Below are 24461 nucleotides of genomic sequence, written 5' to 3'. Positions count from 1 at the left end.
CGAGCCTGCTCGGCCAGCGCCTTCAGGTACGAGGGGGAGCTCGGCTGCTGCTTCTTCGTCTTGAGGATTCTCATGCATCTATTTTCCTCTGCTACACATTCAACGACAAGCGAGACTTTCTACGCTAAACCCTTTAGAGTGGCTTACATGTTGGACTTGAACCGGCTCAAGGCCCTTCACGCCGTCCACGTCTACGGGTCGGTCGGAGCCGCGGCCGACGCGCTCATGGTCACGCCGTCGGCCGTGTCGCAGCAGATCGCCAAGCTGGAGCGCGAGACCGGCGCCAGGCTCGTGGAACGCAACGGCCGCGGCGTGCGGCTGACGGACGCCGCCGGCCTGCTGGCCGAGCACGCCGAGCGGATCCTCGCCCTGGTCGAGACCGCCGAGGCCGACTTCGAGGCGCTGCGCGGCCAGGTCGTCGGCCGCCTCAACATCGCCGCCTTTCCCACCGCCGCCCGCGGGATCATGCCCAAGGCGCTGAGCTCGCTCCGCAGCCGCCATCCCGACCTGTGGATCCAGCTCATCGAGCGCGAGCCCGAGCGGGTCGTGCGCGACGTGGCCAGGGGCGAGCTGGACCTGGGCGTGATCCAGGACTGGCTCAACAGGCCCATGGCCATGCCCGACGGGCTGTCCAAGTCCACGCTGCTCGACGACGTCGCCGACGTGGCGCTGCCGGCCGACCACCCGCTGGCCGACGCCAGGGAGCTGGAGCTGGCCCAGTTGCACGGCGAGATGTGGATCAGCGGCTCGCCCGGCACCGTCTGCCACGACTGGCTGGTGTTCACGCTGCGCAACGCCTCGCTGGAGCCGGTGATCGCCTGCATGGCCGACGAATACCCGACGCAACTGGCGCTGGTGGCCGCCGGCCTGGGCTGCGCGATCGTGCCGCGGCTCGGGCGGGACTGCGTGCCCGGCGGCGTCCGGCTCGTGCCGCTCAGGCCGCGGCAGTCGCGCCGGATCTACGCGGTGTGGCGCTCGGACGCGGCCCGCCGCCCCGCGATCAGGGCCCTGGTCGAGGCCCTCGCGGACGCGAGCAGGCAGCAAGAGAACGCCTGGGCGCTCAATTGACGCCTGACCGACAGCCGCCGCTGAGGGCGCGCCGGCGGTCAGCTGAGGGCGATGGACACAACGGGGCTCACCCCGCGACGTTATCTCCCGATGAACTCCAGGCGAACACGGCCCCTGGGCGCGCGGCGCGCCCGAGCGGATAGGCTGTCCGCACCATGGCTGAAACCACCGTCGTCCATCTGCTGCGCCACGGTGAGGTGCACAACCCCGATGGCATCCTGTACGGCAGGCTGCCCGGCTACCACCTGTCCGAGACAGGTCAGCTCATGGCCGAGACGGTCGCGAAGGCGGTCGGCGGCCGTGACATCGTCGCCCTCTACAGCTCGCCGCTGGAGCGCGCGCTGGAGACCGCGGCGCCGCTCGCCGAGAAGCTCGGCCTGGAGATCCAGCAGGACGTCCGCCTGATCGAGGCGGGAAACCTCCTGGAGGGCCGCCGGGTGGGGCAAGGGATGGGGGTGTTCCGCGACTGGCGCAACTACCGCTATTTCTGGAACCCGCTCCGCCCGTCCTGGGGAGAGCCGTACCCGGTCATCCTCCAGCGCATGAAGTCGGTGATCGAGGACGCCAGGGCTGCGGCGCGCGGGCACGAGGCGGTGCTCGTCAGCCACCAGCTCCCGATCTGGGCGATCAGGTCGGCCGCCGAGGGCCGCAGGCTCTGGCACGACCCCAGGCGCAGGCAGTGCGCGCTGGCCAGTCTCACCACGCTCACGTTCGACGGCAACCGGCTCGTCAGCGTCGGCTACAGCGAGCCGGCCGGGTCGCTGGACGCCGGGCCCTCCATCCCCGGCGCCTGACAGCACGGTGACCGCGGACCCGCGTGGTCGGGAGCCGGGGGACGAGGCAGGCGGCGCGTGCCAGGGCAGGTCGTGAGGTGGTCGTTTTCCGGCGGTATGCCGGTCCCGATGTCCGGGGCGCGCGGCGTCACCGGTAGAGTTGCAAGCTCTACCGGTTGTAGTACAAGGAGATCTTCCTCCGTGCGCGCCAAGTCCATCTCCCTCGTTCTCCTGACCGTCCTGGTCGCGGGCTGCGCCGGCAACCAGACCGGTCAGCCGCAGGCAGGTGACACCCGGTTCGTCGCGGGTGACGGGAAGATGCAGGTGTTCGCGGCCGGCGAGCGCAAGCCCGCGCCGGCGATCGAGGGGCCGACCCTCGAGGGCGGCACCGCCTCGCTCGCCGCGCACAAGGGCAAGGTCGTGGTGCTCAACTTCTGGGCGTCGTGGTGCGGCCCGTGCCGGGCGGAGGCGCCGGTGCTCAAGGAGGTCGCGGCCAAGACCAAGGGCAGCGGCGTGGAGTTCCTCGGCGTCGACTTCAAGGACCGACAGGCCGACGCGCTGGCCTTCGAGCGCACCGAGAAGACCGGCTACCCGTCCATCTTCGACCAGCCGGGCAAGGTGGCGCTGGCCTTCCAGGGCACGGTGCCGCCCGCGGCCATCCCGTCCACGCTGATCATCGACAAGCAGGGCAGGATCGCCGCCAGGGCGCTCGGCGCGGTCAAATACACCGACCTGATGAACGCGGTGACCAAGGTGCGCGATGAGTGACGTCGTGGCCTCCGGGTCGTTGCTGCTGGCGGTGCCGATCGCGGTGCTGGCCGGGGTCGTGTCGTTCCTCTCGCCGTGCGTGCTGCCGCTGGTGCCCGGCTACCTGTCGTACGTGACCGGCATGAGCTCCGACCCCAAGCGGGGGCGGCTGGTGCTCGGGACGGCGCTGTTCGTGGCCGGGTTCGGGCTGGTGTTCGTGCTCAGCGGGGCGCTGTTCGGCGGGCTCGGGTCGGTGATGCTGGGCAACGCCGAGATCATCACGCGGATCCTCGGGGTGCTGACCATCCTGCTCGGGCTGGCGTTCCTGGGTGTCGTGCCGGGGCTGATGCGCGACGTGCGCATCCACCGGCTGCCGGCCGCGGGCCTCGCCGGGGCGCCGCTGCTCGGGGTGGTGTTCGGGCTGGGGTGGACGCCGTGCATCGGGCCCACGCTGGCCGTCGTGCTGACGCTCGGGCTCAACGAGGGCAGCGCCGCCCGTGGCGCCGTCCTGGCCCTGGCGTACGCGCTGGGCCTCGGGCTGCCGTTCGTGGGCGCGGCGCTGGCGTACACCAAGGCCCTGCGCACGTTCCGGGCCATCCGCAGGCACTCGCGCCTGATCACCAGGATCGGCGGCGGCATGATGGTGGCCGTCGGGGTCCTGCTGGTGACCGGGCTGTGGGGGCAGATGATCGCGGCCATGCAGGGCATGATCGGCGCGTTCGAGCCGGTGATCTGATGAGCGTCCAGGAGCTGGAGAAGGAGCAGTCGCCCAATCAGGCCGGGTTCGGGCTGACGGCCTGGCTGCGGTGGGGGTGGCGCACGCTCACCTCGATGAAGACGGCGCTGATCCTGCTGTTCCTGCTCGCGCTCGGCTCGGTGCCGGGCTCGCTGGTGCCGCAGCGCGGCGTCGAGCCCGACAAGGTGGCCCGCCTCTACGAGCAGAACCCGACGCTGGCCGAGTGGTACGACCGGTTCCAGCTGTTCGAGGTGTTCACCTCGACCTGGTTCGCGGCCGTCTACCTGCTGCTGTTCACCTCGCTGATCGGCTGCATCGTCCCGCGCACCGCGACCTACCTGCGCGAGCTGCGCCGCAAGCCGCCCGCCGCGCCGAAGCACCTGTCGCGGCTGCCGCACGCGGCCGCGTTCGAGGGCGACCTGGGCGTCGAGGAAGCCGCGCGGCGGCTGCGCAAGCTGCGCTTCCGCGTCGTGACCGGGGACGGCTGGGTCTCGGCCGAGAAGGGCTACCTGCGCGAGACCGGAAACCTGTTCTTCCACATCGCGCTGCTCGGCATCCTGCTCGCGATCGGCGCCGGCTCGCTGTACGGCTACCGCGGCAACGTCCTGGTCGTGGAGGGCGACGGGTTCGCCAACACGGTGGCCGCCTACGACCGCTACATCCCGGGCAGTCAGGTGTCGGCGGAGTCGCTGGAGCCGTTCTCGCTCCAGTTGACCGACTTCAAGGTCTCCTACCAGGTCGAGGGCGACAAGCGGGGGCAGGCGCTCGACTACTCGGCCCACCTCAAGGTCAACGACTCGCCCGGCGCGCCCACGCGGGACTTCGAGCTGAAGGTCAACACGCCGCTCGAGGTCAACGGCACGCAGGTCTACCTGATCGGCAACGGCTACGCCCCGGTCTTCAAGGTCACCGACGGCAAGGGGCAGGTGGCCTTCGAGGGCGCGGTGCCCTGCCTGATCGAGGACAAGCCCACGATGACCTCGGGATGCGTGGTCAAGGCGCCGGACGCGCAGCCGTCGCAGCTGGGGTTCCTGCTGCGGTTCCTGCCCACCAGCGTGCCGCTCACCGACGGCACGTACGCCTCGGCCTTCCCCGACGAGCTCAACCCCGAGGTGCAGCTCGTCGGGGCCTTCTCCGGCGATCTGGGCCTGCGCTCGGGCCGGCCGCAGTCGGTCTACGAGCTCGCGCCGCCCGAGGTCATGAAGAAGCTCAAGCCGCTCGTCATGGGCTCCAACGTGCCCAAGCCGCTGGCGGCGGGGCAGTCGATCGACCTGCCGGAAGGGGCGGGCAAGCTGGAGTTCGTCGGGGTCAAGGAGTGGATGACGCTCCAGATCGCCTACGACCCGGGGCGTGTGCCCGCCCTGGTCTTCGCCGCCGTCGCGGTCGTCGCCATCGCGCTCTCGCTCATGATCCGGCGCCGCAGGGTCTTCGTCCGGGTCAAGGAGGGCGGCACGGTCGAGGTGGGCGGCCTGACCCGCACCGAGGGCTCCGCGGCGGGCTTCGCCGAGGAGTTCGCCGACATCGTCAAGGTTCTATCGGCAGGAGAGAAGGATGTCCGCTGAGCAACTCGCCGGGCTGAGCGATCTTTTCGTCGTCGCAGCGGTCCTGCTCTACGTCGTCTCCATGGTCGGTTTCGCGATGGAGCTGGCTTTCGGGCGCTTCCGGCCCGGCAAGGCGGCGGCCCTGGGGGCCGACGCCCAGCGGCAGGCCGTCAAGCAGCCGGTGGCGGTGGGCGCGGCCGGATCGGGAGGCGAGGGCGCCGACGCCTCCAGCGCGGAGCAGCCCGGGGCCTCTGAGGCGGCCGGGCAGCCGCGTGGGGCGATCAGGGCCGGGACGGTGGCGCTCGCGCTCGCCTGGCTCGGCTGGGCCGCCAACCTGGCCGCCATCGTCACCCGCGGCCTGGCCGTGGAGCGGTGGCCGTGGGGCAACATGTACGAGTTCGTGGTGGCCATCTGCTTCGCCGCCGTCTCCGCGTTCCTCGGCACCCAGCTCCGCCACAACGTCCGCTTCCTCGGCGCGTTCGTCATGGTCACGGCCGCGCTCGGGCTCGGGCTCGCCGTCAAGTTCTTCTACACCGCCGCGGGCCCCGTCGTGCCCGCGCTGAACTCGTACTGGATCGCCATCCACGTCACCGCGGCGATCATCTCCAGCGGCCTGCTGACGATGGCGGGCGTCGCCGGGATCCTCTATCTCATCCGCGGTGACGGGCTCTCCCGGTTGCCCACCCGCGAGGACCTCGAGCGGGTGGCGCACCGGGCGATCGTGTTCGCGTTCCCGCTGTGGACGTTCGCGGTGATCGCGGGTGCGCTGTGGGCCGACCGGGCCTGGGGCCGTTACTGGGGGTGGGACCCCAAGGAGGTCTGGTCGTTCATCACGTGGGTGGCCTACGCCGCCTATCTCCACGCCAGGGTGACGGCCGGCTGGCGGGGCAGGGCCGCCACCATCGTGCAGCTGGTGGCCTTCGCCTGCCTGCTGTTCAACTTGATCGGCGTCAACATCTTCATCTCGGGGCTGCACAGTTACGCCGACGTCGGCAACTAGCCCAGGTCGTCACCGCCCCGCATGCGGCGATCGAGGTCGCGCAGGAACTCGGGGTCGTCGTCGGGACCCTTCGGCACACCGGGGCCGGGGGGGACCGGCCATGCCTGCCGCGGCGCCCGCGGACGGCCGCGCACCATCCAGATCAGGCCGCCGACGAGCGGGATCAGCACGACGACCAGGATCCAGAGAGCTTTTGGTACGTTCCTAACCTCGTCTTCGGGTGTCGTGATCACGTCGAACATCGAAAAAAGCCAGAAGGCCAGCAGCGCCAGGCCGATCAGAACACCTGCCATGCCCGAACTGTAAGCCATCTGCGACGTGATCGTGCTTCCGGTTGCCCCATTTCGGGTGACTAGGGGAAGATCCGCGTCGTACGGTGGAAGCCGATGCGGCGGAGCCGAAGGGGCGCCACGGGGCCTTGAGAGGTGCGATGGCCTTTTCCAACTCCAGGGGGTCCAGCGACAAGGGGAGGCATCGACGCGGCCGCTGGTGGCGGCGCGGGTCGTACCTTTTCGCGCGCCGCGCGGAGGCGCCGCAGGGCGCGGAGCGGTCGTTCTGGTCGAACGCCCGTGAGAGGCGCCAGGAGGCCCGGAGCGCTCGCGCCGAGGGCAAAGGGCTCAACGGCGCCAAACGACGCCTCTGGCCGGGCGCTGAACGGCAGGAGCGGCCCGAACGCCACGATGGCCGTCCGAAGGAGACCTGGGACGGATTCGCGGTCCGCGAACGCCACGAGCAGCTGCCTGCCGCCGTGATGGAGCGCCCCCGCTACACCTGGTACGACTTCGAGCTCGACGACCGGCCTCCCCGCGCCCAGCCGAACCGCCCCGACGTGCCGTCACTCGGCGACGGCCTGCGCCACTGCGGCAAGCTGGAGTCGATCCTGCACCGCCAGTGGGACGCCCGGCAGGGCCCGCCGCCGGCCGACGTCGTACGCGCCGTGGAGAGCCTCGCCAGGCTGCCCGACCGGCTCAAGGAGAAGCTCGCGAACGGCCTGGAGGGCATCTACGTCGGCCCCGGCGGCGTCCCCGACCTCGACGACATGGGCTACTTGCGCGGCGCCCCCCTGCCCTCCGGGCGCGCCACGTGGGACATCTGCGCCGGCGCGTATGGCGACCGCAAGATCGTCGTGGGCGACCGGCCCTCACCCACCCCTGACGTGATGATGCACGAGGTCGGCCACGCCATCGACGACATCGACTCGGCGTACGGAGAATGGGTGTCCGACTCGCCAGAGTTCGTTCACCTCTACGAGAAGGCCAGGCCCATCTTGGCCTCGGGCTTCCACCGCCAGGGCGGCGGGCTCGGCAGGAAGGAGTTCTTCGCCGACGCCTTCGCCGCCATCGCCTCCCGCCAGCGACCTGCCCTCGTCGACATGCTCGGGGGTGACACACGAATGGCGCTCAACGTCATGCTGTTCTTCAACCGGCGCTACGGAATCTAGGTGATTCGGTCATGTACGTCATCCGGCTCGCGGACGGGACCTTGCGCGTACCGCAGAGCCTGACCAGCGAAGACGGGCGCCTATTCGGCGACGCGTACGTGGAGCTGCAGCCCGGCGACCCCGGCTACGAGCAGTGGCTGGACGAGTCGCTCACGGAGGAGGAGGCGCGGCTGCGTCGCCGGCGCTGGGAAGAGGAGAACGACGACCTGGAACGCGAGTTCCTGGCATTCAAGGCGGAACAGGAGGAAGACGCCTGATCGAGCAGGGTGGAGCAGGAGGAAGACCCTGATCGGGCGATCGGACAGGCGCCAGCCACGGTCGGCGGTTGGCGCCGCCCCGTGCTTGCCCTACGGAAGTGTGGCCGGGAAGCACGCGAACAGTGGGTTCCGCCAGCGGTGACCCTGCCGGGTCGCAGGATCACCGTCTGCGCGGAACGTCAGACGCGCGGGGACTCACCTGCCGGCCTGTCGGCCGTTAGAACGTCCTCGCCTCGGAGAAGGGCGTGCACTTCCGACTCGCGGAACCGCCGGTGCCCTCCGGGGGTGCGGATACTGCTGATGCGGCCTGCCGCAGCCCAGCGCGTAACCGTCTTTGGGTCTACCCGGAAGAGGGCGGCAACCTCTCCTGGGGTCAGCAGACGCTCGCTGCTACTCTCCACCAATCTCTCCCCCTCGCATCCCGCTTCCTGCCAGCGGGCGGACAGGTAACCAGTGTGTCGAGCGAAGCCTGATTTATCCGTGGTTTTCTGCAAAGATCACGGGTTGTTATCAGCTGACTGCCCGATTGTTATATGATAGAGCCTCTTTGGGGCTCTCGTGGGTGTTTCTTTACGAAACTCCCTAACTGGGAACAGTAGCAGCGCTCGCGCCCGATGCGAAGAGCGACCGCCGCCCGGGCCCGAGTAACCTCGAACCCGTGCATCCTGTTCTCGTTTACACCGCGTCGCGGATCGGCCTGTTTATCGTGGCCTTCGGTGTGTTGTGGCTGGTCCTTCCGGTGGTTGGCCTGTCGCATCCGCTGATCCTGATCGGCGGAGCCTTCCTGGTCAGCGGCATAGCCAGCTATGTGCTGCTGTCCAAGCAGCGTGACGCCGTGAGCGCACGCATCAGCGACAAGCTCGACCGGCCGAAGCCGCAAGACGACTAGGGCAGAGGGAACATGCCAATCCGGGCATGGTACTCCCGTCCGAGTCTCGTTGTGTCACTACCGACAAGTAGTCCACTCTCATGCGCTGAAAACGCCTTGACCCCGATGCCGCGTTCCCGCGTCGGATTCCAACTGAGCGCCTTTCCGGTACGCGGATGAATGGCGCCGATGCCCGGTCGTGACACCGCTCCCGGGCCGGCCGAGTCGCGGCCCCGCGGGTTGTCCAGCCAGCGCTGATGGCCGCCGACGTACACCGCCGCCCGCGTCACCGCCACCGCGTAGAGCGAGTCGCCTCCGGTCGCGTTGACCCAGGTGGGCCGGATGTCGGAGCCCTTGGCGTACGTCTCGAACCTGGCGGCCGTGTCGCACATCCCGCGGTACGGGCCTCCCGTGGTGACGACGACGAAATGGCTGCCGTCGGGCGCGAAATCCAGGCCGCGCACGTACGACGGGAACGCGGAGCCGCATTTGCGCGCGTACGCCGCGGTCCGCCACGGCGCGACCCTGGCCACGGGGCCGCCGATGTCGATCAGCCCGAGCTGCGGCCTGGAGTGGCCGTCGAGCGTGGTGAACGAGCCGTCCACGGCGAGCCGCCGGCCCGAGACCGCCAGCGAATAGACCTTGACGTCGGAGGTCAGCGAGGCTCCCGGCGTGATGTCGAAGCCGGGATCGGCCGCGCCGGTCGTCGCGTCGAGCCTGGCCAGCGCCTCGCGCGGGGCCACGAAGTCGCCGCCGACATAGAGCTTTCCGCCCTGGCTGGCCAGCGCGTTGACCGAGCCGCCGACGACGCGCGGCGCGAAGCCGGGCACCACGGAGCCGTCGGAGAGACGGAGCCTGGCCAGCGCCGCGGAGCGCGTGCCGTTGACGCCGTGGAAGTCGCCGCCGACGTAGACGGTGCCGCGCTCGCCGGAGGCCAGCGCGTGGACGGGGCCGGACACGACGGGGGCGAAGTCGGGCAGGATCCGGCCGGTCGGCAGGTCGAAGGCGAACAGGTTGTCCCGCGGCAGGACGGTGGTGCGCGCGGCGTCGGACACCTCGCTGAAATCGCCGCCGACCACGACGGTGCGGCCGACGACGGCGATGGCGTTGACGATGCCGTCGAGCACGTGGGGGGTGCTGTCGATCGGGTCGGCCGACACCACGCGGGTGTGCGCGACGGGAGCCGCTGCGGCGGGGCGCCCCTCCGCGACGAGGGCCGATGCGATGATCGCCGCAAGGGCGACACGGGCAAGCATTCACCAACAAGTAGCAGACGGTCAGTAGTCCTGTTGCTACTTTCCGTCAAATGTCCCCGATGGCCATAAGCTTTCAGGCATGACGCGCGCTCAGTTGGACAAGCAGCCGGACGAGGTCGCCGCGATGTTCGATCGCACCGCCCGGCGCTACGACCTGGTCAACGACGTGATCTCCCTTGGGCAGGTCAGGCTCTGGCGCAAGGCGGTGGCCGCCGCCGTGGACGCCGGGCCCGGAGAGGTCGTCCTCGACCTGGGAGCCGGCACGGGCACGTCCACCGACGCCTTCACCAGGCTCGGCGCCCGCGCCATCGCCTGCGACTTCTCGCTCGGCATGCTCCGCACCGGCGTGCGCCGCCACGGCGGCAATGCGCTGAGTGGGGAGGGGGTGCCGTTCATCGCGGGCGACGCGCTGCGACTGCCGTTCGCCGACGACGCCTTCGACGCGGTGACGATCTCGGTGGCGCTGCGCAACGTCCACGACACCGCGCGGGCGCTGCGGGAGATGCTGCGGGTGACCAGGCCTGGCGGGCGGCTGGTGATCCTGGAGTTCTCGCACGTGACGTTCGGCGGGTTCGACCTGGTCTACCGCGAATATCTGATGCGGCTGCTGCCCAAGGTGGCCAGGGTCTTCGGGTCCAACGACGACTCCTACGAATACCTGGCCGAGTCGATCAGAGACTGGCCCGACCAGCCGACGCTGGCCCGGACCATCCAGGACGCCGGCTGGGAACGGGTGGCCTGGCGCAATCTCACGATGGGGATCGTCGCCATGCACAGGGGGTTCAAGCCCGCTTGAGCTCAACGGTGAGCAGGTGGGCCCAGCGCTCTGACCGGTAGATCGTCACCTCCTTGGCGAAGCACGCGACCTTGATCTCGGGAATGTGGGCTTCGATCAGCTCGGGACTCATGCCCGACCTGCACCACACGAGCATCGCCACACCACCGGGGATGGACTGGGTGTGGACGACGAGCGGCATGCGTCCCTCAGGGGTGCGCATCGAGGTGCGCAGGCACAGGCTCTGGAAGCGGTGCCGGACCACCAGCCGCGTCGCGGCCCGCCGTACGATCGGCAGGCCGAGGCAGACCGCGGCGGCCGCCACGGCCAGCAGCGGCGCCCACGGCCCTGTCCACAGCAGGAGCGGAACGACGACCAGCGGCGTGGCGCCGGCCAGGGCGAGCTCCGCCCGCCACCGCCAGAGCAGGCCGGCGACGGCGACGAGGTCGTGCGCCCGGGGGATCTTCGCCGACCTCCGGTAGTAGGCTTCCGAGCCGGACAACGTGGACGGCGTCTGGCCGGCCACGTCCTTCTGCGATGGGCCCCTCTCGGGCTCGTTCTCGAGGAGCTCCTTCTTCCGCTGGTCGAAGCGCGGGTCGCGGTACGTCCGCCCGCCCCACCTCGACCTGTCGATCTCCCAGCCCTGCTCACGCGCCAACTGGTTGGGCCGCTGCCAGATCCACCGGTCGGCGGCAGTCGTCAGGCGGGCCCATACGCCCTTGCGCTGTCCGCCTCCGGGTGTAGCGTCGGTCATGTCCGCGGCTCCGGTTGCCGTCCCTGGAACGGGATCTTGCGCGGTCCCGGGCGGATGGGTCACGACCATCCGCCCGCTCGCGCGGGAAAATCCTTGTTTCATCTCCCCTCTTCCTGCCCGTGGCCGATTTGTCGGGCTACTCTGAGGGTGTGCCTGTGGGAGGCCCCGTGCAATTCCCGCTGGGATGACGGCAGGGACTCTTTACGGGACACAAGCCGGTCTTCCTCGTGACGATTGCCTCGCCACATTTGTGGGCATATCTACTGAATTCTCGGAGGGAGCTCGAGTGATCGGAGAAATCAATCCGACACTCCGCCGCCGGAAGCTCGCTGCTGAGCTGCGGCGGCTACGCGAGGATGCGGGGCTCAACGGCGTACAGGTCGCGCAGTCGTTACGCTGGTCGACGTCAAAGGTGTCACGGCTGGAGACGGGGCAGGTCGCACCTTCCCCCAAGGACGTGGCGAAGCTCCTGGCGCACTACGAAGTGGACGGCGAACGGGGCGAGCTCCTGCTCGCGCTGGCCGCCAACGGAAACGCCAAGGGCTGGTGGGACGCCTACGCCGACCTGGTGCCCGAACCCGTCCTGGAGCTCTTCGGCCTGGAGGACGGCGCGAGTGACGTCCGGGTCTGGAACACCTTTTCCCTCCCCGGACTCCTGCAGACGCGCGATTACGCGATGCAGATCGGCATGCGCACGATCGAGCTGGTGCCCCCCAGCAAGATCGAGCGCCGGACTCGGGCCAGGATGCTGCGTCAGAGGGTGCTCACGAAGGAGCCGCCGCTGCGTTACTCCGCGGTGCTGGACGAGGCCGTGCTGCGCCGGCGCTTCGGCGACCTCGACGACAAGATGATGCGCGATCAGCTGCAGCACCTGGTGAAGCTGAGCGACCTGCCCAACATCACCATCCAGGTGCTCCGGCTGGAGCAGTCGCATCCGACCGACGTCACCAACTTCATCCTCCTGAGCTTCCCCTCGATGCCCGTGCTGGGGCGGGTCTCCGACGAGATCGTCTACTACGAGAACTATCCGTCTTTCACGCTGTCGGAGGACGAAGAGACGGCCTATCAGTATTCTCTGGTGTTCGGCCTGCTCGCGGAGGCGGCCATGAGCGAAGAGCGCTCGCGGGACTTCATCGCCTCGCTCGCGGCTCTGTGAATCGGAGATCGTAATCCAATTGTGGCGTGTCGGCGCGCGCGCGAGACCGGTCTCATTGATGATGGGACTGATGTGACACCGGTGGTTCAGGAGGATCGACTTCCCATGAGTAACGCTCCCGCTGTGGCGCCCGGCGAATGGCGCAAAAGCTCGCTCAGCGGTGGAGCCGGCGAGTGTGTGGAGTTCGCCGTGAGCGCCGGCGGTGAGGTGCTCGTCCGCGACTCCAAGAATCCCACCGGACCCGTCCTCACCTTCACGAAGGCGGAATGGCGCGCCTTCATCGGCGGAGTGCGCAACTCCGAGTTCGACGTCTGATCGGCGCCGGGTGCGCGCGTGACAGTCCTTCGTCCTCCGACGGAGGGCTTCGTCGTGTCCAAAGCGCACCCCCGACTGCCACTATGTGACGGAAAAGCAGTAGACTGCGGGCCGACAAGTTTGTGAAGGGGTTCACAAAGGAACGAAGGCGCCACACCCCGAGGCCTTCGCGTGTGTAGGACAGGACAGTCCAGTGACCGTGCCAACAGCCACACCCAAGCGCAGGAGCTCGCCGCGAGAGAGCGACGCAGGAGCCAACGAGTGGCGAAGCGGGCGCGACGATGAACGCAGTTGACGCCGACGTCATCGTCGTCGGCGCCGGTCCCGCCGGTTCCGCAACCGCCTTTTACCTCGCTCAGGCCGGTCTCGACGTGCTGCTCCTGGAGAAGACCAGGTTCCCCCGCGAGAAGGTCTGCGGCGACGGGCTGACGCCGCGTGCGGTCAAGCAGTTGCTCAACATGGGTGTCGACGTCGACGCCCCCGGCTGGATCAGGAACAAAGGCCTGCGCGTCGTCGGCGGCGGCCACCGATTCGAGCTCGACTGGCCCCAGCTCGAGCGCTTCCCCGACTACGGGCTGGTCCGCACCCGCATGGACTTCGACGAGATCGTCGCGGCCAACGCGGTCAAGAACGGCGTGCGGATGATGGAGGGCGTCACCGTCACCGGTCCCGTCCTCGACGACCGCAGCGGTCACATCGTCGGCGTGACGACCAAGGACGGTCGCACCTTCCGCAGCCGCCTGGTGGTGGCCGCCGACGGCAACAGCACCCGGCTGGCCGTGGGCATGGGCCTGCACAAGCGCGAGGACCGGCCGATGGGCGTGGCCGTCCGCACCTATTTCGAGAGCCCGCGCCACGACGACGACTACCTGGAGATCTGGCTGGAGCTGTGGGACGGCGACACGCTGCTGCCCGGCTACGGCTGGATCTTCGGCGTCGGCGACGGCACCGCCAACGTGGGGCTCGGGCTGCTCAACACCAGCGACCAGTTCAAGAACATCGACTACCGCGACCTGCTGCGCCGCTGGTGCAGGGCCATGCCGGCCGACTGGGAGTTCACCGAGGACAACATGACGGCGCCCATCCGCGGCGCCGCGCTCCCGATGGCCTTCAACAGGCAGCCGCACTACACACGCGGCCTGGTGCTCGTCGGCGACTCGGGCGGGGCGATCAACCCTTTCAACGGCGAGGGCATCGCGTACGCCATGGAGACCGGCGAGATCGCCGCGGAGGTCATCGCGAAGGCGCTCAAGGGCACCACGCCCGCGCAGCGCGAGCGGATCCTGCGGACCTACCCCAAGACACTGAAGGACGCCTACGGCGGATATTTCACGCTCGGCAGGTTGTTCGTCGAGGCAATTGGGAAGCCGGGTGTGATGAGCTTCGGCACCAGGCACGGGCTCCCTCACCCGAGGCTGATGCGCTTCGCTCTCAAACTCCTTGGTAATCTCACCGACCGGCGAGGCGATGCGTCAGACATGATCATCAACGCACTCTCGAAGGTCGCCCCACCAGCATGAACCCCAGAAATATCAGATCAGGCTGCGCGCCCGCGCGCGCGGCGACTCCAGAGGAGGCGTAGCGATGGACCTGTACGTGCCCATCCTGGTGCTCGCCGTTCTCGCGGGGGGCTTCGCGATCTTCTCGGTCGCCATCGCTCCCTTCACCGGCCCCAAGCGCTGGAACCGCGCCAAGCTTGACGCCTACGAATGCGGCATCGAGCCGACGCCCCAGCCCGTCGGTGGTGGACGGTTCCCGCTCAAATACATGGTCACGGCGATGCTCTTCATCGTCTTCGACATCGAGATCATCTTCCTCTATCCGTGGGCGGTCTCGTTCGCTCCGCAGACGGACGACCTCGGCCGCGTGCTCTCTTCGGGCCTCGGGCTGTTCGCGCTCGTCGAGATGCTGCTGTTCATCGTCACCGTGCTCGTCGCCTACGCGTACGTGTGGCGCCGCAAGGGTCTGGACTGGGACTGAAAAATGGGACTTGAAGAAAAACTCCCCAGCGGGTTCATCCTCAGCACGGTCGAAGCGGCCGCCGGATGGGCGCGTAAAAACTCCGTATGGCCGGCCACGTTCGGGCTCGCCTGTTGCGCCATCGAGCTGATGGCCACCGGCGGCCCCCACTACGACCTGGCGCGCTTCGGCATGGAGCGCGCTTCGGCGTCTCCCCGCCAGGCCGACCTGATGATCGTCGCCGGGCGCGTCTCCCAGAAGATGGCCCCCGTGCTGCGCCAGATCTACGACCAGATGGCCGAGCCCAAGTGGGTCATCTCCATGGGCGTGTGCGCCTCCAGCGGCGGCATGTTCAACAACTACGCCATCGTCCAGGGCGTCGACCACATCGTGCCGGTCGACATCTACCTGCCCGGCTGCCCGCCGCGGCCTGAGATGCTCATCGACTCCATCGTCAAGCTGCACGACAAGATCCAGAACATGAAGTTCGGTGCGCACCGTGCCAAGCAGATCGACGAGCTGGAGCAGCAGGCGCTGCGCACGCTGCCGCTGATCGACCAGGGGGCCGTGAAGTGACCTCGCCCGACAACCTCCCCGGCAGCCCGGACAGCGGGGAGACCCCCGAGGTCCCCGTCCCGGCCGTGCCCGAGTCGCCCGTCGTCAGGCGCGGCATGTTCGGCGCCCAGGACACCGGCGACACCTCCGGCTACGGCGGCCTCGTCGTGCGCCGGGCGCCGCAGGTGTCGACGCCGCGCCCGTACGGGAGCTATTTCGACGAGATCGTCGACAGCCTCGGCCTCGACGACGCCATCGAGCGCGTGGTCGTCGACCGCGGCGAGCTGACCCTGCACGTCAAGCGCGAGCGCCTCGTCGAGGTCTGCCAGAAGCTGCGCGACGACCCGGCCCTGCGCTTCGAGCTGTCGCTCGGCGTGTCCGGCGTCCACTACCCGCACCTCGCGGGCGAGGAGCTGCACGCCGTCTACCACCTGTGCTCGATCACCCACAACAGGCGCGTGCGCCTGGAGGTGAGCGCGCCGGACGCCGACCCGCACATCCCATCCACCGTCAGCGTTTACCCTGGTCACGACTGGCACGAGCGGGAGACGTACGACTTCTTCGGCATCGTCTTCGACGGTCACCCCGCGCTCACCCGGATCATGATGCCGGACGACTGGGACGGCCACCCGCAGCGCAAGGACTACCCGCTGGGCGGCATCCCGGTCGAATACCGCGGCGCCACCATCCCCGCTCCCGACCAGAGGAGGTACTACTCGTGAGCACGTCGTACGACGAGGCGACCGAGGGCAAGGTCTACTCGGTCAACGGGGCCGACTGGGACCAGGTCGTCGCCGGCGCGCGCGACACCGAAGAGGAGCGCCTGGTCGTCAACATGGGCCCGCAGCACCCGTCCACCCACGGCGTGCTCCGGCTGGTCCTGACCCTCGACGGCGAGACGGTGACCGAGGCCCGCGGCGTCATCGGCTACCTGCACACCGGCATCGAGAAGAACATGGAATACCGGACGTGGACCCAGGGGACCACGTTCGTGACCCGCATGGACTACCTCTCGCCGATCTTCAACGAGACCGCTTACTGCCTGGGCGTGGAGAAGCTGCTCGGCATCACCGACCGCGTCCCCGAGCGGGCGCAGGCCATCCGCGTGATGATGATGGAGCTCAACCGCATCGCCTCGCACCTGGTGGCCATGGGCACGTTCGGCATGGAGCTGGGCGCGACCACGCCGTTCCTCTTCGGCTACCGCGACCGCGAGCTCGTGATGGACCTGTTCGAGTACATCACCGGCCTGCGCATGAACCACGCCTACATCCGTCCCGGCGGTGTCAGCGTCGACCTGCCCGCGGGCACGGTCGACAAGGTCGGCGAGTTCCTGAAGGAGATGACCAAGCGGATCAAGGACATCCGCAAGCTCCTCGACGAGAACCCGGTCTACGTGCGCCGCACCAGGGACGTGGCCTACCTCGACCTGACCGGCTGCATGGCGCTCGGCATCACCGGCCCCATCCTGCGGGCCGCCGGCCTGCCGTGGGACCTGCGCAAGTCGCAGCCCTACTGCGGCTACGAGACGTACGAGTTCGACGTCGCCACCGAGCGCACCTGCGACGTGTACGGGCGCTACCTCGTGCGCATGAGGGAGATGGAGGAGTCCCTCAAGATCATCGAGCAGGCCCTGGACCGCATCGCCGGTCCGCTCAAGGGCGACCCGGTGATGATCGAGGACAAGAAGATCGGCTGGCCCGCGCAGCTCGCGCTCGGCCCCGACGGGTTCGGCAACTCGCCCGACCACATCGCCCACATCATGGGCACCTCGATGGAGGCCCTCATCCACCACTTCAAGCTGGTGACCGAGGGCTTCCGGGTGCCGGCCGGGCAGGCGTACGCCAGCATCGAGTCGCCCAGGGGCGAGCTCGGCGCGCACGTGGTCAGCGACGGCGGCACCCGCCCCTACCGCGTGCACTTCCGCGAGCCGTCCTTCTGCAACCTGCAGAGCTTCCCCGCGATGGCGGAGGGCGGCCAGGTCGCCGACGTGATCGCCGCGGTGGCTTCTATCGACCCCGTCATGGGAGGTGTGGACCGGTGACGTATTCACCGGAAGTCCGTGAGCGTCTGGAGCGGGACGCCAAGGAGATCATCGGCCGCTACCCGAAGACGCGGTCGGCCCTGCTGCCCCTGCTCCACCTCGTGCAGTCCGAGGACGGCTACGTCTCCGACGACGGGCACGAGTTCTGCGCGGAGATGCTCGGCCTCAGCAAGGCCGAGGTCGTCGGCGTGTCGACCTTCTACACGATGTACAAGCGCAAGCCCGCCGGCGACTATCACGTCGGCGTGTGCATCAACGCGCTGTGCGCGGTCATGGGCGGCGACCAGATCTGGGAGGAGCTGTCGGAGCACGTCGGCGTCGGTCACGACGAGACCACCCCCGACGGCAAGGTCTCGCTGGAGCGCCTGGAGTGCAACGCGGCCTGCGACTTCGCCCCCGTGATGATGGTCAACTGGGAGTTCTTCGACAACCAGACGCCCGAGTCCGCCAAGCAGCTCGTCGACGACCTGCGTGACGGCAAGGACGTGCGGCCCACGCGCGGCCCGAAGAAGCTGTGCACCTTCAAGGAGGCCTCTCGCGTGCTCGCGGGCCTGCCCGACGACCTCGCGGGAGACGGCCCGTCGGCCGCCGGACCCTCGCTCGAGGGCCTGAAGGTCGCCAAGGCCAACGGATGGAAGGCCCCCGAGGCATGAGCACGACGTTGACACCGGTCCTGACCGCCAACTGGGACCAGCCCAACTCCTTCACCCTCGACGTCTACGGCGAGTACGAAGCGGCGAAGAAGGCGCTGGGCATGGAGCCGGACGCCGTCATCCAGGCCGTCAAGGACTCCGGCCTGCGCGGCCGCGGCGGCGCCGGCTTCCCGACCGGCATGAAGTGGGGCTTCATCCCGCAGGGCGACGGCAAGCCGCACTACCTCGTCGTCAACGCCGACGAGTCGGAGCCGGGCACCTGCAAGGACATCCCGCTCATGATGGCCAACCCGCACGCGCTGGTCGAGGGCGTCATCATCACGTCCTACGCGATCCGGGCCAACCACGCCTTCATCTACGTGCGCGGTGAGGTGCTGCACGTGATCCGGCGGCTGCACGCGGCCGTGCGGGAGGCGTACGAGAAGGGCTACCTCGGCAGCGACATCTTCGGGTCGGGCTACGACCTGGAGCTCGTCGTGCACAGCGGCGCGGGCGCGTACATCTGCGGCGAGGAGACGGCGCTGCTCGACTCGCTGGAAGGCTTCAGAGGTCAACCCCGGCTCAAGCCCCCGTTCCCGGCCGTGGCGGGCCTCTACGCCTCGCCGACTGTCGTGAACAACGTCGAGTCGATCGCCAGTGTTCCCTCGATCATCGCCAACGGCGCCGACTGGTTCGCCGGCATGGGCACCGAGAAGTCCAAGGGCTTCGGCATCTTCTCGCTCAGCGGCCACGTGACCCGCCCAGGCCAGTACGAGGCCCCGCTCGGCATCACGCTGCGCGAGCTGCTCGACATGGCCGGCGGCATCCGCGCGGGACACCAGATCAAGTTCTGGACCCCGGGCGGCTCCTCCACGCCGATCTTCACCGACGAGCACCTCGACGTGCCGCTCGACTTCGAGGCCGTCGGCGCCAAGGGCTCCATGCTCGGCACCCGCGCGCTGCAGATCTTCGACGAGACCACCTGTGTGGTCCGCACGGTGCTGCGCTGGACCGAGTTCTACGCGCACGAGTCGTGCGGCAAGTGCACGCCGTGCCGCGAGGGCACGTACTGGCTCAAGCAGGTGCTCAAGCGCCTGGAGAAGGGCCAGGGCACCGAGGACGACCTGACCACGATCACCGACATCGCGGACAACATCCTCGGCCGCTCGTTCTGCGCCCTCGGCGACGGCGCGACCAGCCCGATTCACTCCTCGGTGAAGTACTTCCGCGAGGAGTACCTCAAGCACTTCGAGATCGGCGGCTGCCCGTTCGACCCGAAGAAGTCCACTCTCTGGGGTGAGCAGTGACCGTCGTAGAAACGCAAACGAACCTGGTGACCCTGACCATCGACGGGTTCCAGGTCAGTGTCCCCAAGGGCACTCTGATCATCCGGGCCGCCGAGCTGCTGGGCATCCAGATCCCCAGGTTCTGCGACCACCCGCTGCTGGACCCGGCGGCCAACTGCCGCCAGTGCCTGGTCGACATCCCCGACGCGGGCAACGGCCGCGGCTTCCCCAAGCCGCAGCCGTCGTGCGCGATCGAGGTCGCCGAGGGCATGGTCGTGCAGACCCAGCTGACCTCGCCGGTGGCGGAGAAGGCGCAGCGGGCGGCCATGGAGTTCCTGCTGCTGAACCACCCGCTGGACTGCCCGGTCTGCGACAAGGGCGGTGAGTGCCCGCTGCAGAACCAGGCCATGTCCAACGGCCGCGGCGAGTCCAGGTTCCAGGAGCAGAAGCGGACCTTCCCCAAGCCGCTGCCGCTGTCCACGCAGGTGCTGCTCGACCGCGAGCGCTGCGTGCAGTGCGCCCGCTGCATCCGCTTCTCCGACCAGATCGCCGGCGACCCGCTCATCGAGTTCTTCGAGCGCGGGGCCAAGGAGCAGGTCCGCACGGCCGACGGCAAGCCGTTCAACTCCTACTTCTCCGGCAACACGGTGCAGATCTGCCCGGTCGGCGCGCTCACCGGCGCCGCCTACCGCTTCCGCGCCCGCCCGTTCGACCTGGTGTCCACGCCCAGCTCCTGCGAGCACTGCGCCGGCGGCTGCGCCCTGCGCACCGACCACCGGCGCGGCCGCGTCACCCGCCGCCTGGCGGGCAACGACCCGCAGGTCAACGAAGAGTGGAACTGCGACAAGGGCCGCTGGGCGTTCACCTACGCCACGCAGCCCGACCGGCTCAAGACGCCGCTGGTCCGCAACGAGGAGGGCGTGCTCGTGCCCGCCTCGTGGCCGGAGGCGCTCGCCGTCGCCGCCGAGGGCCTGGCCAAGGCCCGTGGCAAGGCGGGCGTGCTGGTCGGTGGCCGGGTCACGGTCGAGGACGCCTACGCCTACGCCAAGTTCGCCAGGCTCGCGCTCGCGACCAACGACATCGACTTGCGCGCCCGGCCGCACTCCGCCGAGGAGGCGCAGTTCCTGGCCCACGCGGTGGCCGGCAAGGGCATCGACGTCAGCTACACCGACCTCGAGAGCGCACCACACGTGCTGCTCGTCGGGTTCGAGCCCGAGGAGGAGTCGCCGAGCGTCTTCCTGCGCCTGCGCAAGGCGTGGATGAAGAAGGGCCTGAAGGTCTCCTCGATCGCCCCGTTCGCCACCCTCGGCCTGGAGAAGATGGGCGGCACGCTCATCCGCACCGCGCCGGGCGCCGAGGCCGACGCGATCGGCGACCTGGTCGGCACGCTGCCCGAGGGCACGATCATCCTCGCGGGCGAGCGGCTGGCCACCGTGCCGGGCGCCCTGTCCGCCGTGGTGCGCCTCGCCGCCGCCACCGAGGGCGCCAGGCTCGCCTGGATCCCGCGCAGGGCCGGTGAGCGCGGCGCGATCGAGGCCGGCGCGCTGCCCAACCTGCTGCCGATCGGCCGCCCGGTGGACGACGAGACCGCCAGGGCCGAGGTCGCCCGGGTGTGGAACGTCACCTCGCTGCCCGCCACGCCGGGCCGCGACACCACGGACATCCTCGCCGCCGCCCGCTCCGGGGACATCGACGCGCTGGTCGTGGCCGGCGTCGACCCCTACGACCTGCCCGACCCGGCGGCGGCGCTCGACGCGCTCGAGAACACGCCGTTCATCGTCAGCCTGGAGATCCGCGCCAGCGCCGTCACCGACCGCGCCGACGTGGTCCTTCCCGTGGCCGCGGTCCAGGAGAAGTCCGGCACGTTCGTCAACTGGGAGGGCCGCGGCCGCTCGTTCGAGGCGCCGCTCAAGGTGCCGGGCCTGCTGTCCGACCTGGCCGTGATCGGCAACCTGGCCGACCGCATGGACGTGCACCTGGGCCTGCCGGACGCCAAGGCCGTCCGGCGCGAGCTGTCCACGCTCGGCGCCTGGCGCGGCAGCCGGGTCAGCGCGCCGAACGCCCTCACGCGCACCCAGGAGGTGCCGGAGGCGGGCCAGGCGCTGCTGGCGACCTGGCACCAGCTGCTCGACGACGGCCGGCTGCAGGACGGCGAGCCGTACCTCGCCGGCACCGCCCGCCCCGCCGAAGCACTGATCTCCGAGAGCACGGCCGCCGAGCTCGGGGTCTCCGACGGCGACAAGCTCGTCGTGGGCGATAACGTCACCCTGCCGGTGCGCGTCGCCGACCTGCCGGACCGGGTGGTCTGGGTGCCGGCGAACTCCGGCGGCTGCTCGGTCACCCGCGACCTGCGCGCGGTGGCCGGCGACATCGTCACGATCGGGAGCGCCTCATGACTCACGTTCTCGCGGCCGATCCCCCCACCCTGGCGAACTTCGGCCAGGACCCGGTGTGGATCACCATCATCAAGGCCGTGATGCTCTTCCTCTTCCTGATGCTGGGCATCCTGTTCGGCGTCTGGTACGAGCGCAAGCTGATCTCGCGGATGCAGAACCGCTACGGCCCCAACCGGGCGGGCAAGTTCGGTCTGCTGCAGTCCGTGGCCGACGGCCTGAAGATGGGTCTGAAGGAGGACATCTTCCCGCGGACCGTCGACAGGGTGCTCTACCTGCTGGCGCCGGTCATCATGGTGGTCCCGGCGTTCCTGGCCTTCTCGATCGTGCCCTTCGGCCCGATGGTCGACCTGTTCGGTCACCAGACGCCGTTGCAGCTGGTCGACCTGCCGGTGGCGGTGCTGTTCATGCTCGCCATGGGCGCGGTGTCGGTCTACGGCGTGGTGCTGGCCGGGTGGTCGTCGCGCTCGCCGTACGCGCTGCTGGGCGGTCTGCGGTCGGCGGCCCAGGTGGTCTCGTACGAGATCGCCATGGGCCTGTCGTTCGTGGCGGTGTTCATCTTCGCCGGGACGTTGTCCACGTCCGAGATCGTCGCGGCGCAGGGGCAGTTCTGGTACGTGGTGCTGCTGGCCCCGTCGTTCCTGATCTACGTGATCTGCATGTTCGGCGAGGCCGCCCGCATCCCGTTCGACCTGCCCGAGGGTGAGGGCGAGCTGGTCGGCGGCTTCCAGACCGAATACTCCTCGTCGCTGAAGTTCGCCCTGATCATGATGGGCGAATACCTGCACACGTTCACCGCCGCGGGCATCGCGGTGACGCTGTTCCTCGGCGGGTGGCGGGCGCCGCTGCCGATGGACTGGGAGTGGGCGCACACGGGCTGGGTGCCGGTGCTGTGGTTCTTCATCAAGTTCGTGCTGGCCTTCAGCTTCATCATCTGGGTGCGTGCCTCGCTGCCGCGGGTGCGCTACGACCAGCTCATGTCGCTGGGCTGGAAGGTGCTGATCCCGGTCAACCTGGCCTGGATCCTGCTCGTGGCCGGTGTGCGGAACGTGATGCTCAACGAGAACGAGAGGATGATCGGCGTCGGCGTGCTCGCGATCATCGCGGTCGGCGCGCTGGCCATCTGGATGCGGTTCGACACGGTCAACCAGCGGCGCAAGGAAGCCGAGAAGGCCGAGATCGAGGCCGAGTTCGAGCAACTGTCCAACGAGCCGACGGCCGGTGGCTTCCCGGTGCCGCCGCTCGATCTGCCGCACTACCACGGGGTGCAGCACAAGGAGATTCCCAGTGGGACTAACTGATTGGCTGAACCCCGTCAAGGGCTTCGGGGTCACCTTCCACACGATGTTCAAGAAGCCCGTCACGACGAACTACCCGGAGGAGAAGAAGCCGACGGCTCCTCGCTTCCACGGGCGTCACCAGCTCAACCGCTGGCCTGACGGGCTCGAGAAGTGCGTGGGGTGCGAGCTGTGCGCCTGGGCGTGTCCCGCCGACGCGATCTACGTGGAGGGCGCGGACAACACCGAGGAGGAGCGCTACTCGCCGGGCGAGCGTTACGGGCGCACCTACCAGATCAACTATCTGCGGTGCATCCTCTGCGGCCTGTGCATCGAGGCCTGCCCGACCCGCGCGCTCACCATGACCAACGAGTACGAGCTCGCCGACGCCAGCCGCGAGAGCCTCATCTACACCAAGGAGATGCTGCTCGCGCCGCTGACCCAGGGCATGGAGCAGCCGCCGCACCCCATGCGGCTCGGTGAGACCGAAGAGGACTACTACCGGCTGGGGCGGACCAATGGGTGAGACCATCACGTTCTGGGTGCTCGCCGTCGTGTCCGTCGGCGCCGCGCTCGGCATGGTCTTCAACCGGAAGGCCGTGTACTCCGCGCTGATGCTCGGCACGGTGATGCTCTGCCTCGCGGTCCTGTACGCGGTGCAGGACGCGCCCTTCCTGGCCGCGGTGCAGATCATCGTCTACACCGGCGCCATCATGATGCTGTTCCTGTTCGTGCTCATGCTCGTGGGCGTGGACTCGTCCGACTCCTTCGTCGAGACGATCAGGGGGCAGCGCGTCTGGGCCGTGCTCGCCGGCGTCGGCTTCGCCACGCTGATCATCCTGGCCGTGGGCAACGCGGTCTTCGCGCCCGAGGTCGGGCTGACGCAGGCCACGGCGCAGGGCGGTTACATCCGCTCGATCGCGCTGCAGCTGTTCACCAAGTACGTGTTCGCGTTCGAGATCACCTCGGCGCTGCTGATCACCGCGGCGCTGGGGGCCATGGTGCTCGCGCACCGCGAGCGGGTCACCGACAAGCCCACGCAGAAGGACCTGTCCCGCGCCAGGTTCCTCGGCGACCGCCCGTCGCCGCTGCCGGGCCCCGGCACGTACGCCAGGAACAACGCGATCGACATGCCGGCCCTGCTGCCGGACGGCACGGCCGCGGAGTCCTCGGTCAACCGCTACATCGCGCGTTACGACGTCGAGCACGGCCACCTGCCGGAGGACCCCAAGCTCGCCGAGGCGATCAAGCACACGGTCGAGCACGACGAGGCGCCCACCGAGGCCGAGAAGAGCGCCGAGAGCAATGAGGTGACCAAGTGACGACGCAGTACCTCGTCCTGTCCGGCCTGCTGTTCGCCATCGGCGCACTCGGCGTGCTGATCCGGCGCAACGCGATCGTGGTGTTCATGTGCGTCGAGCTCATGCTCAACGCCTGCAACCTCGCGTTCGTCACCTTCTCCAGGCAGGTCGGCAACCTGGAGGGCCAGATCATCGCGTTCTTCGTGATGGTGGTGGCCGCGGCCGAGGTCGTGGTGGGCCTGGCCATCATCGTGACGATCTTCCGAACCCGCAGGTCCGCGTCGGTCGACGACGCCAACCTGCTGAAGTACTAAGAGGTGACTGGTG

Annotated in this window: 28 protein-coding genes; 24 read left to right on the top strand and 4 right to left on the bottom strand. The window is 69.1% G+C overall.

Annotated features, from left to right (window positions below):
- Nucleotides 1-147: 147 nt before the first annotated feature.
- From ID574_RS10335 to ccsB, 6 genes are all read left to right on the top strand, one after another.
- A complete protein-coding gene (locus tag ID574_RS10335) occupies nt 148-1068 on the top strand; it encodes a LysR family transcriptional regulator (RefSeq protein ID WP_188188598.1) in 921 nt (306 codons plus the stop codon).
- Between the two features lie 155 nt (nt 1069-1223).
- Nucleotides 1224-1862, top strand: coding sequence for a histidine phosphatase family protein (locus ID574_RS10330; RefSeq protein WP_188188597.1), 639 nt, complete (start codon nt 1224-1226; stop codon nt 1860-1862).
- A gap of 180 nt (nt 1863-2042) precedes the next feature.
- Nucleotides 2043-2609, top strand: a complete 567-nt coding sequence (locus ID574_RS10325; RefSeq protein WP_188188596.1) for a TlpA family protein disulfide reductase — start codon at nt 2043-2045, stop codon at nt 2607-2609.
- On the top strand, nt 2602-3324 hold the full coding sequence (locus ID574_RS10320) for a cytochrome c biogenesis CcdA family protein (protein WP_188188595.1): 723 nt from the start codon (nt 2602-2604) through the stop codon (nt 3322-3324). Before ID574_RS10325 ends, ID574_RS10320 begins: the two co-directional genes overlap by 8 nt.
- Nucleotides 3324-4886 (top strand): cytochrome c biogenesis protein ResB, encoded by a 1563-nt coding sequence (gene resB, locus ID574_RS10315; RefSeq protein WP_188188594.1) that lies wholly within the window; start codon nt 3324-3326, stop codon nt 4884-4886. The genes ID574_RS10320 and resB overlap by 1 nt, the downstream gene beginning before the upstream one ends.
- Nucleotides 4876-5865: a c-type cytochrome biogenesis protein CcsB gene (gene ccsB, locus ID574_RS10310; protein ID WP_188188593.1), complete on the top strand. Its 990-nt coding sequence runs from the start codon at nt 4876-4878 to the stop codon at nt 5863-5865. The genes resB and ccsB overlap by 11 nt, the downstream gene beginning before the upstream one ends.
- Here ccsB and ID574_RS10305 read toward each other — a convergent pair.
- Nucleotides 5862-6158: a PLD nuclease N-terminal domain-containing protein gene (locus ID574_RS10305; protein WP_188188592.1), complete on the bottom strand. Its 297-nt coding sequence runs from the start codon at nt 6156-6158 to the stop codon at nt 5862-5864. The two genes, ccsB and ID574_RS10305, sit on opposite strands and share 4 nt — an antisense overlap.
- 137 nt (nt 6159-6295) lie before the next feature.
- On the opposite strand from ID574_RS10305, the gene ID574_RS10300 reads away from it, so the two are divergent.
- Both ID574_RS10300 and ID574_RS10295 read left to right on the top strand, forming a co-directional pair.
- Complete coding sequence (locus ID574_RS10300; RefSeq protein WP_188188591.1) at nt 6296-7306, top strand: hypothetical protein; 1011 nt, start codon at nt 6296-6298, stop codon at nt 7304-7306.
- Nucleotides 7307-7317: 11 nt separating this feature from the next.
- Nucleotides 7318-7563 (top strand): hypothetical protein, encoded by a 246-nt coding sequence (locus tag ID574_RS10295; protein WP_188188590.1) that lies wholly within the window; start codon nt 7318-7320, stop codon nt 7561-7563.
- A gap of 179 nt (nt 7564-7742) precedes the next feature.
- On the opposite strand, the gene ID574_RS10290 is transcribed toward ID574_RS10295, so the two are convergent.
- Nucleotides 7743-7964, bottom strand: a complete 222-nt coding sequence (locus tag ID574_RS10290) for a BldC family transcriptional regulator (RefSeq protein ID WP_026214226.1) — start codon at nt 7962-7964, stop codon at nt 7743-7745.
- A 257-nt stretch (nt 7965-8221) separates the two neighbouring features.
- Here ID574_RS10290 and ID574_RS10285 point away from each other — a divergent pair, with 257 nt between their 5' ends.
- Complete coding sequence (locus ID574_RS10285) at nt 8222-8452, top strand: DUF4229 domain-containing protein (protein WP_188188589.1); 231 nt, start codon at nt 8222-8224, stop codon at nt 8450-8452.
- Here ID574_RS10285 and ID574_RS10280 read toward each other — a convergent pair.
- Nucleotides 8449-9687, bottom strand: a complete 1239-nt coding sequence (locus tag ID574_RS10280) for a delta-60 repeat domain-containing protein (RefSeq protein WP_188188588.1) — start codon at nt 9685-9687, stop codon at nt 8449-8451. The genes ID574_RS10285 and ID574_RS10280 overlap by 4 nt on opposite strands.
- Nucleotides 9688-9766: 79 nt before the next feature.
- Between ID574_RS10280 and ID574_RS10275 the strand changes: the two genes are divergently transcribed.
- Nucleotides 9767-10483 (top strand): demethylmenaquinone methyltransferase, encoded by a 717-nt coding sequence (locus ID574_RS10275; RefSeq protein WP_188188587.1) that lies wholly within the window; start codon nt 9767-9769, stop codon nt 10481-10483.
- Here the strand turns inward: ID574_RS10275 and ID574_RS10270 are convergent.
- Nucleotides 10470-11216, bottom strand: a complete 747-nt coding sequence (locus ID574_RS10270) for a hypothetical protein (protein ID WP_188188586.1) — start codon at nt 11214-11216, stop codon at nt 10470-10472. The two genes, ID574_RS10275 and ID574_RS10270, sit on opposite strands and share 14 nt — an antisense overlap.
- Nucleotides 11217-11502: 286 nt before the next feature.
- Here ID574_RS10270 and ID574_RS10265 point away from each other — a divergent pair, with 286 nt between their 5' ends.
- From ID574_RS10265 to nuoK, 14 genes are all read left to right on the top strand, one after another.
- Entirely contained in the window at nt 11503-12372 is an 870-nt protein-coding gene (locus tag ID574_RS10265; RefSeq protein ID WP_188188585.1) for a helix-turn-helix domain-containing protein, read from the top strand.
- A 105-nt stretch (nt 12373-12477) separates the two neighbouring features.
- Nucleotides 12478-12687 carry a DUF397 domain-containing protein gene (locus ID574_RS10260; protein ID WP_188188584.1) on the top strand — a complete coding sequence of 70 codons (210 nt, stop codon included), beginning with the start codon at nt 12478-12480 and terminating at the stop codon, nt 12685-12687.
- 281 nt (nt 12688-12968) lie between these two features.
- Nucleotides 12969-14207, top strand: a complete 1239-nt coding sequence (locus tag ID574_RS10255; protein ID WP_188188583.1) for a geranylgeranyl reductase family protein — start codon at nt 12969-12971, stop codon at nt 14205-14207.
- Between the two features lie 64 nt (nt 14208-14271).
- Entirely contained in the window at nt 14272-14667 is a 396-nt protein-coding gene (locus ID574_RS10250) for an NADH-quinone oxidoreductase subunit A (protein ID WP_111175515.1), read from the top strand.
- Between the two features lie 3 nt (nt 14668-14670).
- Nucleotides 14671-15222 (top strand): NuoB/complex I 20 kDa subunit family protein, encoded by a 552-nt coding sequence (locus tag ID574_RS10245; RefSeq protein WP_188188582.1) that lies wholly within the window; start codon nt 14671-14673, stop codon nt 15220-15222.
- Entirely contained in the window at nt 15219-15923 is a 705-nt protein-coding gene (locus ID574_RS10240) for an NADH-quinone oxidoreductase subunit C (RefSeq protein ID WP_188188581.1), read from the top strand. Before ID574_RS10245 ends, ID574_RS10240 begins: the two co-directional genes overlap by 4 nt.
- Nucleotides 15920-17245: an NADH-quinone oxidoreductase subunit D gene (locus ID574_RS10235; protein ID WP_188188580.1), complete on the top strand. Its 1326-nt coding sequence runs from the start codon at nt 15920-15922 to the stop codon at nt 17243-17245. Before ID574_RS10240 ends, ID574_RS10235 begins: the two co-directional genes overlap by 4 nt.
- The gene (gene nuoE, locus ID574_RS10230) at nt 17242-17898 is read left to right on the top strand and encodes an NADH-quinone oxidoreductase subunit NuoE (protein ID WP_188188579.1); all 657 of its coding nucleotides are present in this window, start codon (nt 17242-17244) and stop codon (nt 17896-17898) included. The genes ID574_RS10235 and nuoE overlap by 4 nt, the downstream gene beginning before the upstream one ends.
- Nucleotides 17895-19184, top strand: a complete 1290-nt coding sequence (gene nuoF / locus ID574_RS10225) for an NADH-quinone oxidoreductase subunit NuoF (protein ID WP_188188578.1) — start codon at nt 17895-17897, stop codon at nt 19182-19184. Before nuoE ends, nuoF begins: the two co-directional genes overlap by 4 nt.
- Nucleotides 19181-21559, top strand: a complete 2379-nt coding sequence (locus ID574_RS10220; RefSeq protein ID WP_188188577.1) for an NADH-quinone oxidoreductase subunit G — start codon at nt 19181-19183, stop codon at nt 21557-21559. Before nuoF ends, ID574_RS10220 begins: the two co-directional genes overlap by 4 nt.
- Nucleotides 21556-22857 carry an NADH-quinone oxidoreductase subunit NuoH gene (gene nuoH / locus ID574_RS10215; protein WP_188188576.1) on the top strand — a complete coding sequence of 434 codons (1302 nt, stop codon included), beginning with the start codon at nt 21556-21558 and terminating at the stop codon, nt 22855-22857. The genes ID574_RS10220 and nuoH overlap by 4 nt, the downstream gene beginning before the upstream one ends.
- On the top strand, nt 22844-23359 hold the full coding sequence (gene nuoI / locus ID574_RS10210) for an NADH-quinone oxidoreductase subunit NuoI (protein ID WP_188188575.1): 516 nt from the start codon (nt 22844-22846) through the stop codon (nt 23357-23359). The genes nuoH and nuoI overlap by 14 nt, the downstream gene beginning before the upstream one ends.
- Entirely contained in the window at nt 23352-24155 is an 804-nt protein-coding gene (locus ID574_RS10205; RefSeq protein ID WP_188188574.1) for an NADH-quinone oxidoreductase subunit J, read from the top strand. Before nuoI ends, ID574_RS10205 begins: the two co-directional genes overlap by 8 nt.
- Nucleotides 24152-24448, top strand: a complete 297-nt coding sequence (gene nuoK / locus ID574_RS10200; protein WP_188188573.1) for an NADH-quinone oxidoreductase subunit NuoK — start codon at nt 24152-24154, stop codon at nt 24446-24448. The genes ID574_RS10205 and nuoK overlap by 4 nt, the downstream gene beginning before the upstream one ends.
- The last annotated feature ends 13 nt before the right edge of the window (nt 24449-24461 follow it).

The sequence above is a fragment of the Nonomuraea sp. SYSU D8015 genome, from assembly GCF_008065375.1.
In the GTDB taxonomy this organism is placed as follows: Bacteria; Actinomycetota; Actinomycetes; order Streptosporangiales; family Streptosporangiaceae; genus Nonomuraea.
This window is presented reverse-complemented; position numbering and strand designations above follow the sequence as displayed.

Excerpts from the sequence above, each read along its gene's own strand:
- ID574_RS10335 (WP_188188598.1), top strand. The coding sequence starts at position 148 with ATGTTGGACTTGAACCGGCTCAAGGCCCTTCACGCCGTCCACGTCTAC.
- ID574_RS10330 (WP_188188597.1), top strand. The coding sequence starts at position 1,224 with ATGGCTGAAACCACCGTCGTCCATCTGCTGCGCCACGGTGAGGTGCAC.
- ID574_RS10320 (WP_188188595.1), top strand. The coding sequence starts at position 2,602 with ATGAGTGACGTCGTGGCCTCCGGGTCGTTGCTGCTGGCGGTGCCGATC.
- resB (WP_188188594.1), top strand. The coding sequence starts at position 3,324 with ATGAGCGTCCAGGAGCTGGAGAAGGAGCAGTCGCCCAATCAGGCCGGG.
- ccsB (WP_188188593.1), top strand. The coding sequence starts at position 4,876 with ATGTCCGCTGAGCAACTCGCCGGGCTGAGCGATCTTTTCGTCGTCGCA.
- ID574_RS10305 (WP_188188592.1), bottom strand. The coding sequence starts at position 6,158 with ATGGCAGGTGTTCTGATCGGCCTGGCGCTGCTGGCCTTCTGGCTTTTT.
- ID574_RS10300 (WP_188188591.1), top strand. The coding sequence starts at position 6,296 with ATGGCCTTTTCCAACTCCAGGGGGTCCAGCGACAAGGGGAGGCATCGA.
- ID574_RS10295 (WP_188188590.1), top strand. The coding sequence starts at position 7,318 with ATGTACGTCATCCGGCTCGCGGACGGGACCTTGCGCGTACCGCAGAGC.
- ID574_RS10280 (WP_188188588.1), bottom strand. The coding sequence starts at position 9,687 with ATGCTTGCCCGTGTCGCCCTTGCGGCGATCATCGCATCGGCCCTCGTC.
- ID574_RS10275 (WP_188188587.1), top strand. The coding sequence starts at position 9,767 with ATGACGCGCGCTCAGTTGGACAAGCAGCCGGACGAGGTCGCCGCGATG.
- ID574_RS10270 (WP_188188586.1), bottom strand. The coding sequence starts at position 11,216 with ATGACCGACGCTACACCCGGAGGCGGACAGCGCAAGGGCGTATGGGCC.
- ID574_RS10260 (WP_188188584.1), top strand. The coding sequence starts at position 12,478 with ATGAGTAACGCTCCCGCTGTGGCGCCCGGCGAATGGCGCAAAAGCTCG.
- ID574_RS10255 (WP_188188583.1), top strand. The coding sequence starts at position 12,969 with ATGAACGCAGTTGACGCCGACGTCATCGTCGTCGGCGCCGGTCCCGCC.
- ID574_RS10250 (WP_111175515.1), top strand. The coding sequence starts at position 14,272 with ATGGACCTGTACGTGCCCATCCTGGTGCTCGCCGTTCTCGCGGGGGGC.
- ID574_RS10245 (WP_188188582.1), top strand. The coding sequence starts at position 14,671 with ATGGGACTTGAAGAAAAACTCCCCAGCGGGTTCATCCTCAGCACGGTC.
- nuoF (WP_188188578.1), top strand. The coding sequence starts at position 17,895 with ATGAGCACGACGTTGACACCGGTCCTGACCGCCAACTGGGACCAGCCC.
- nuoH (WP_188188576.1), top strand. The coding sequence starts at position 21,556 with ATGACTCACGTTCTCGCGGCCGATCCCCCCACCCTGGCGAACTTCGGC.
- ID574_RS10205 (WP_188188574.1), top strand. The coding sequence starts at position 23,352 with ATGGGTGAGACCATCACGTTCTGGGTGCTCGCCGTCGTGTCCGTCGGC.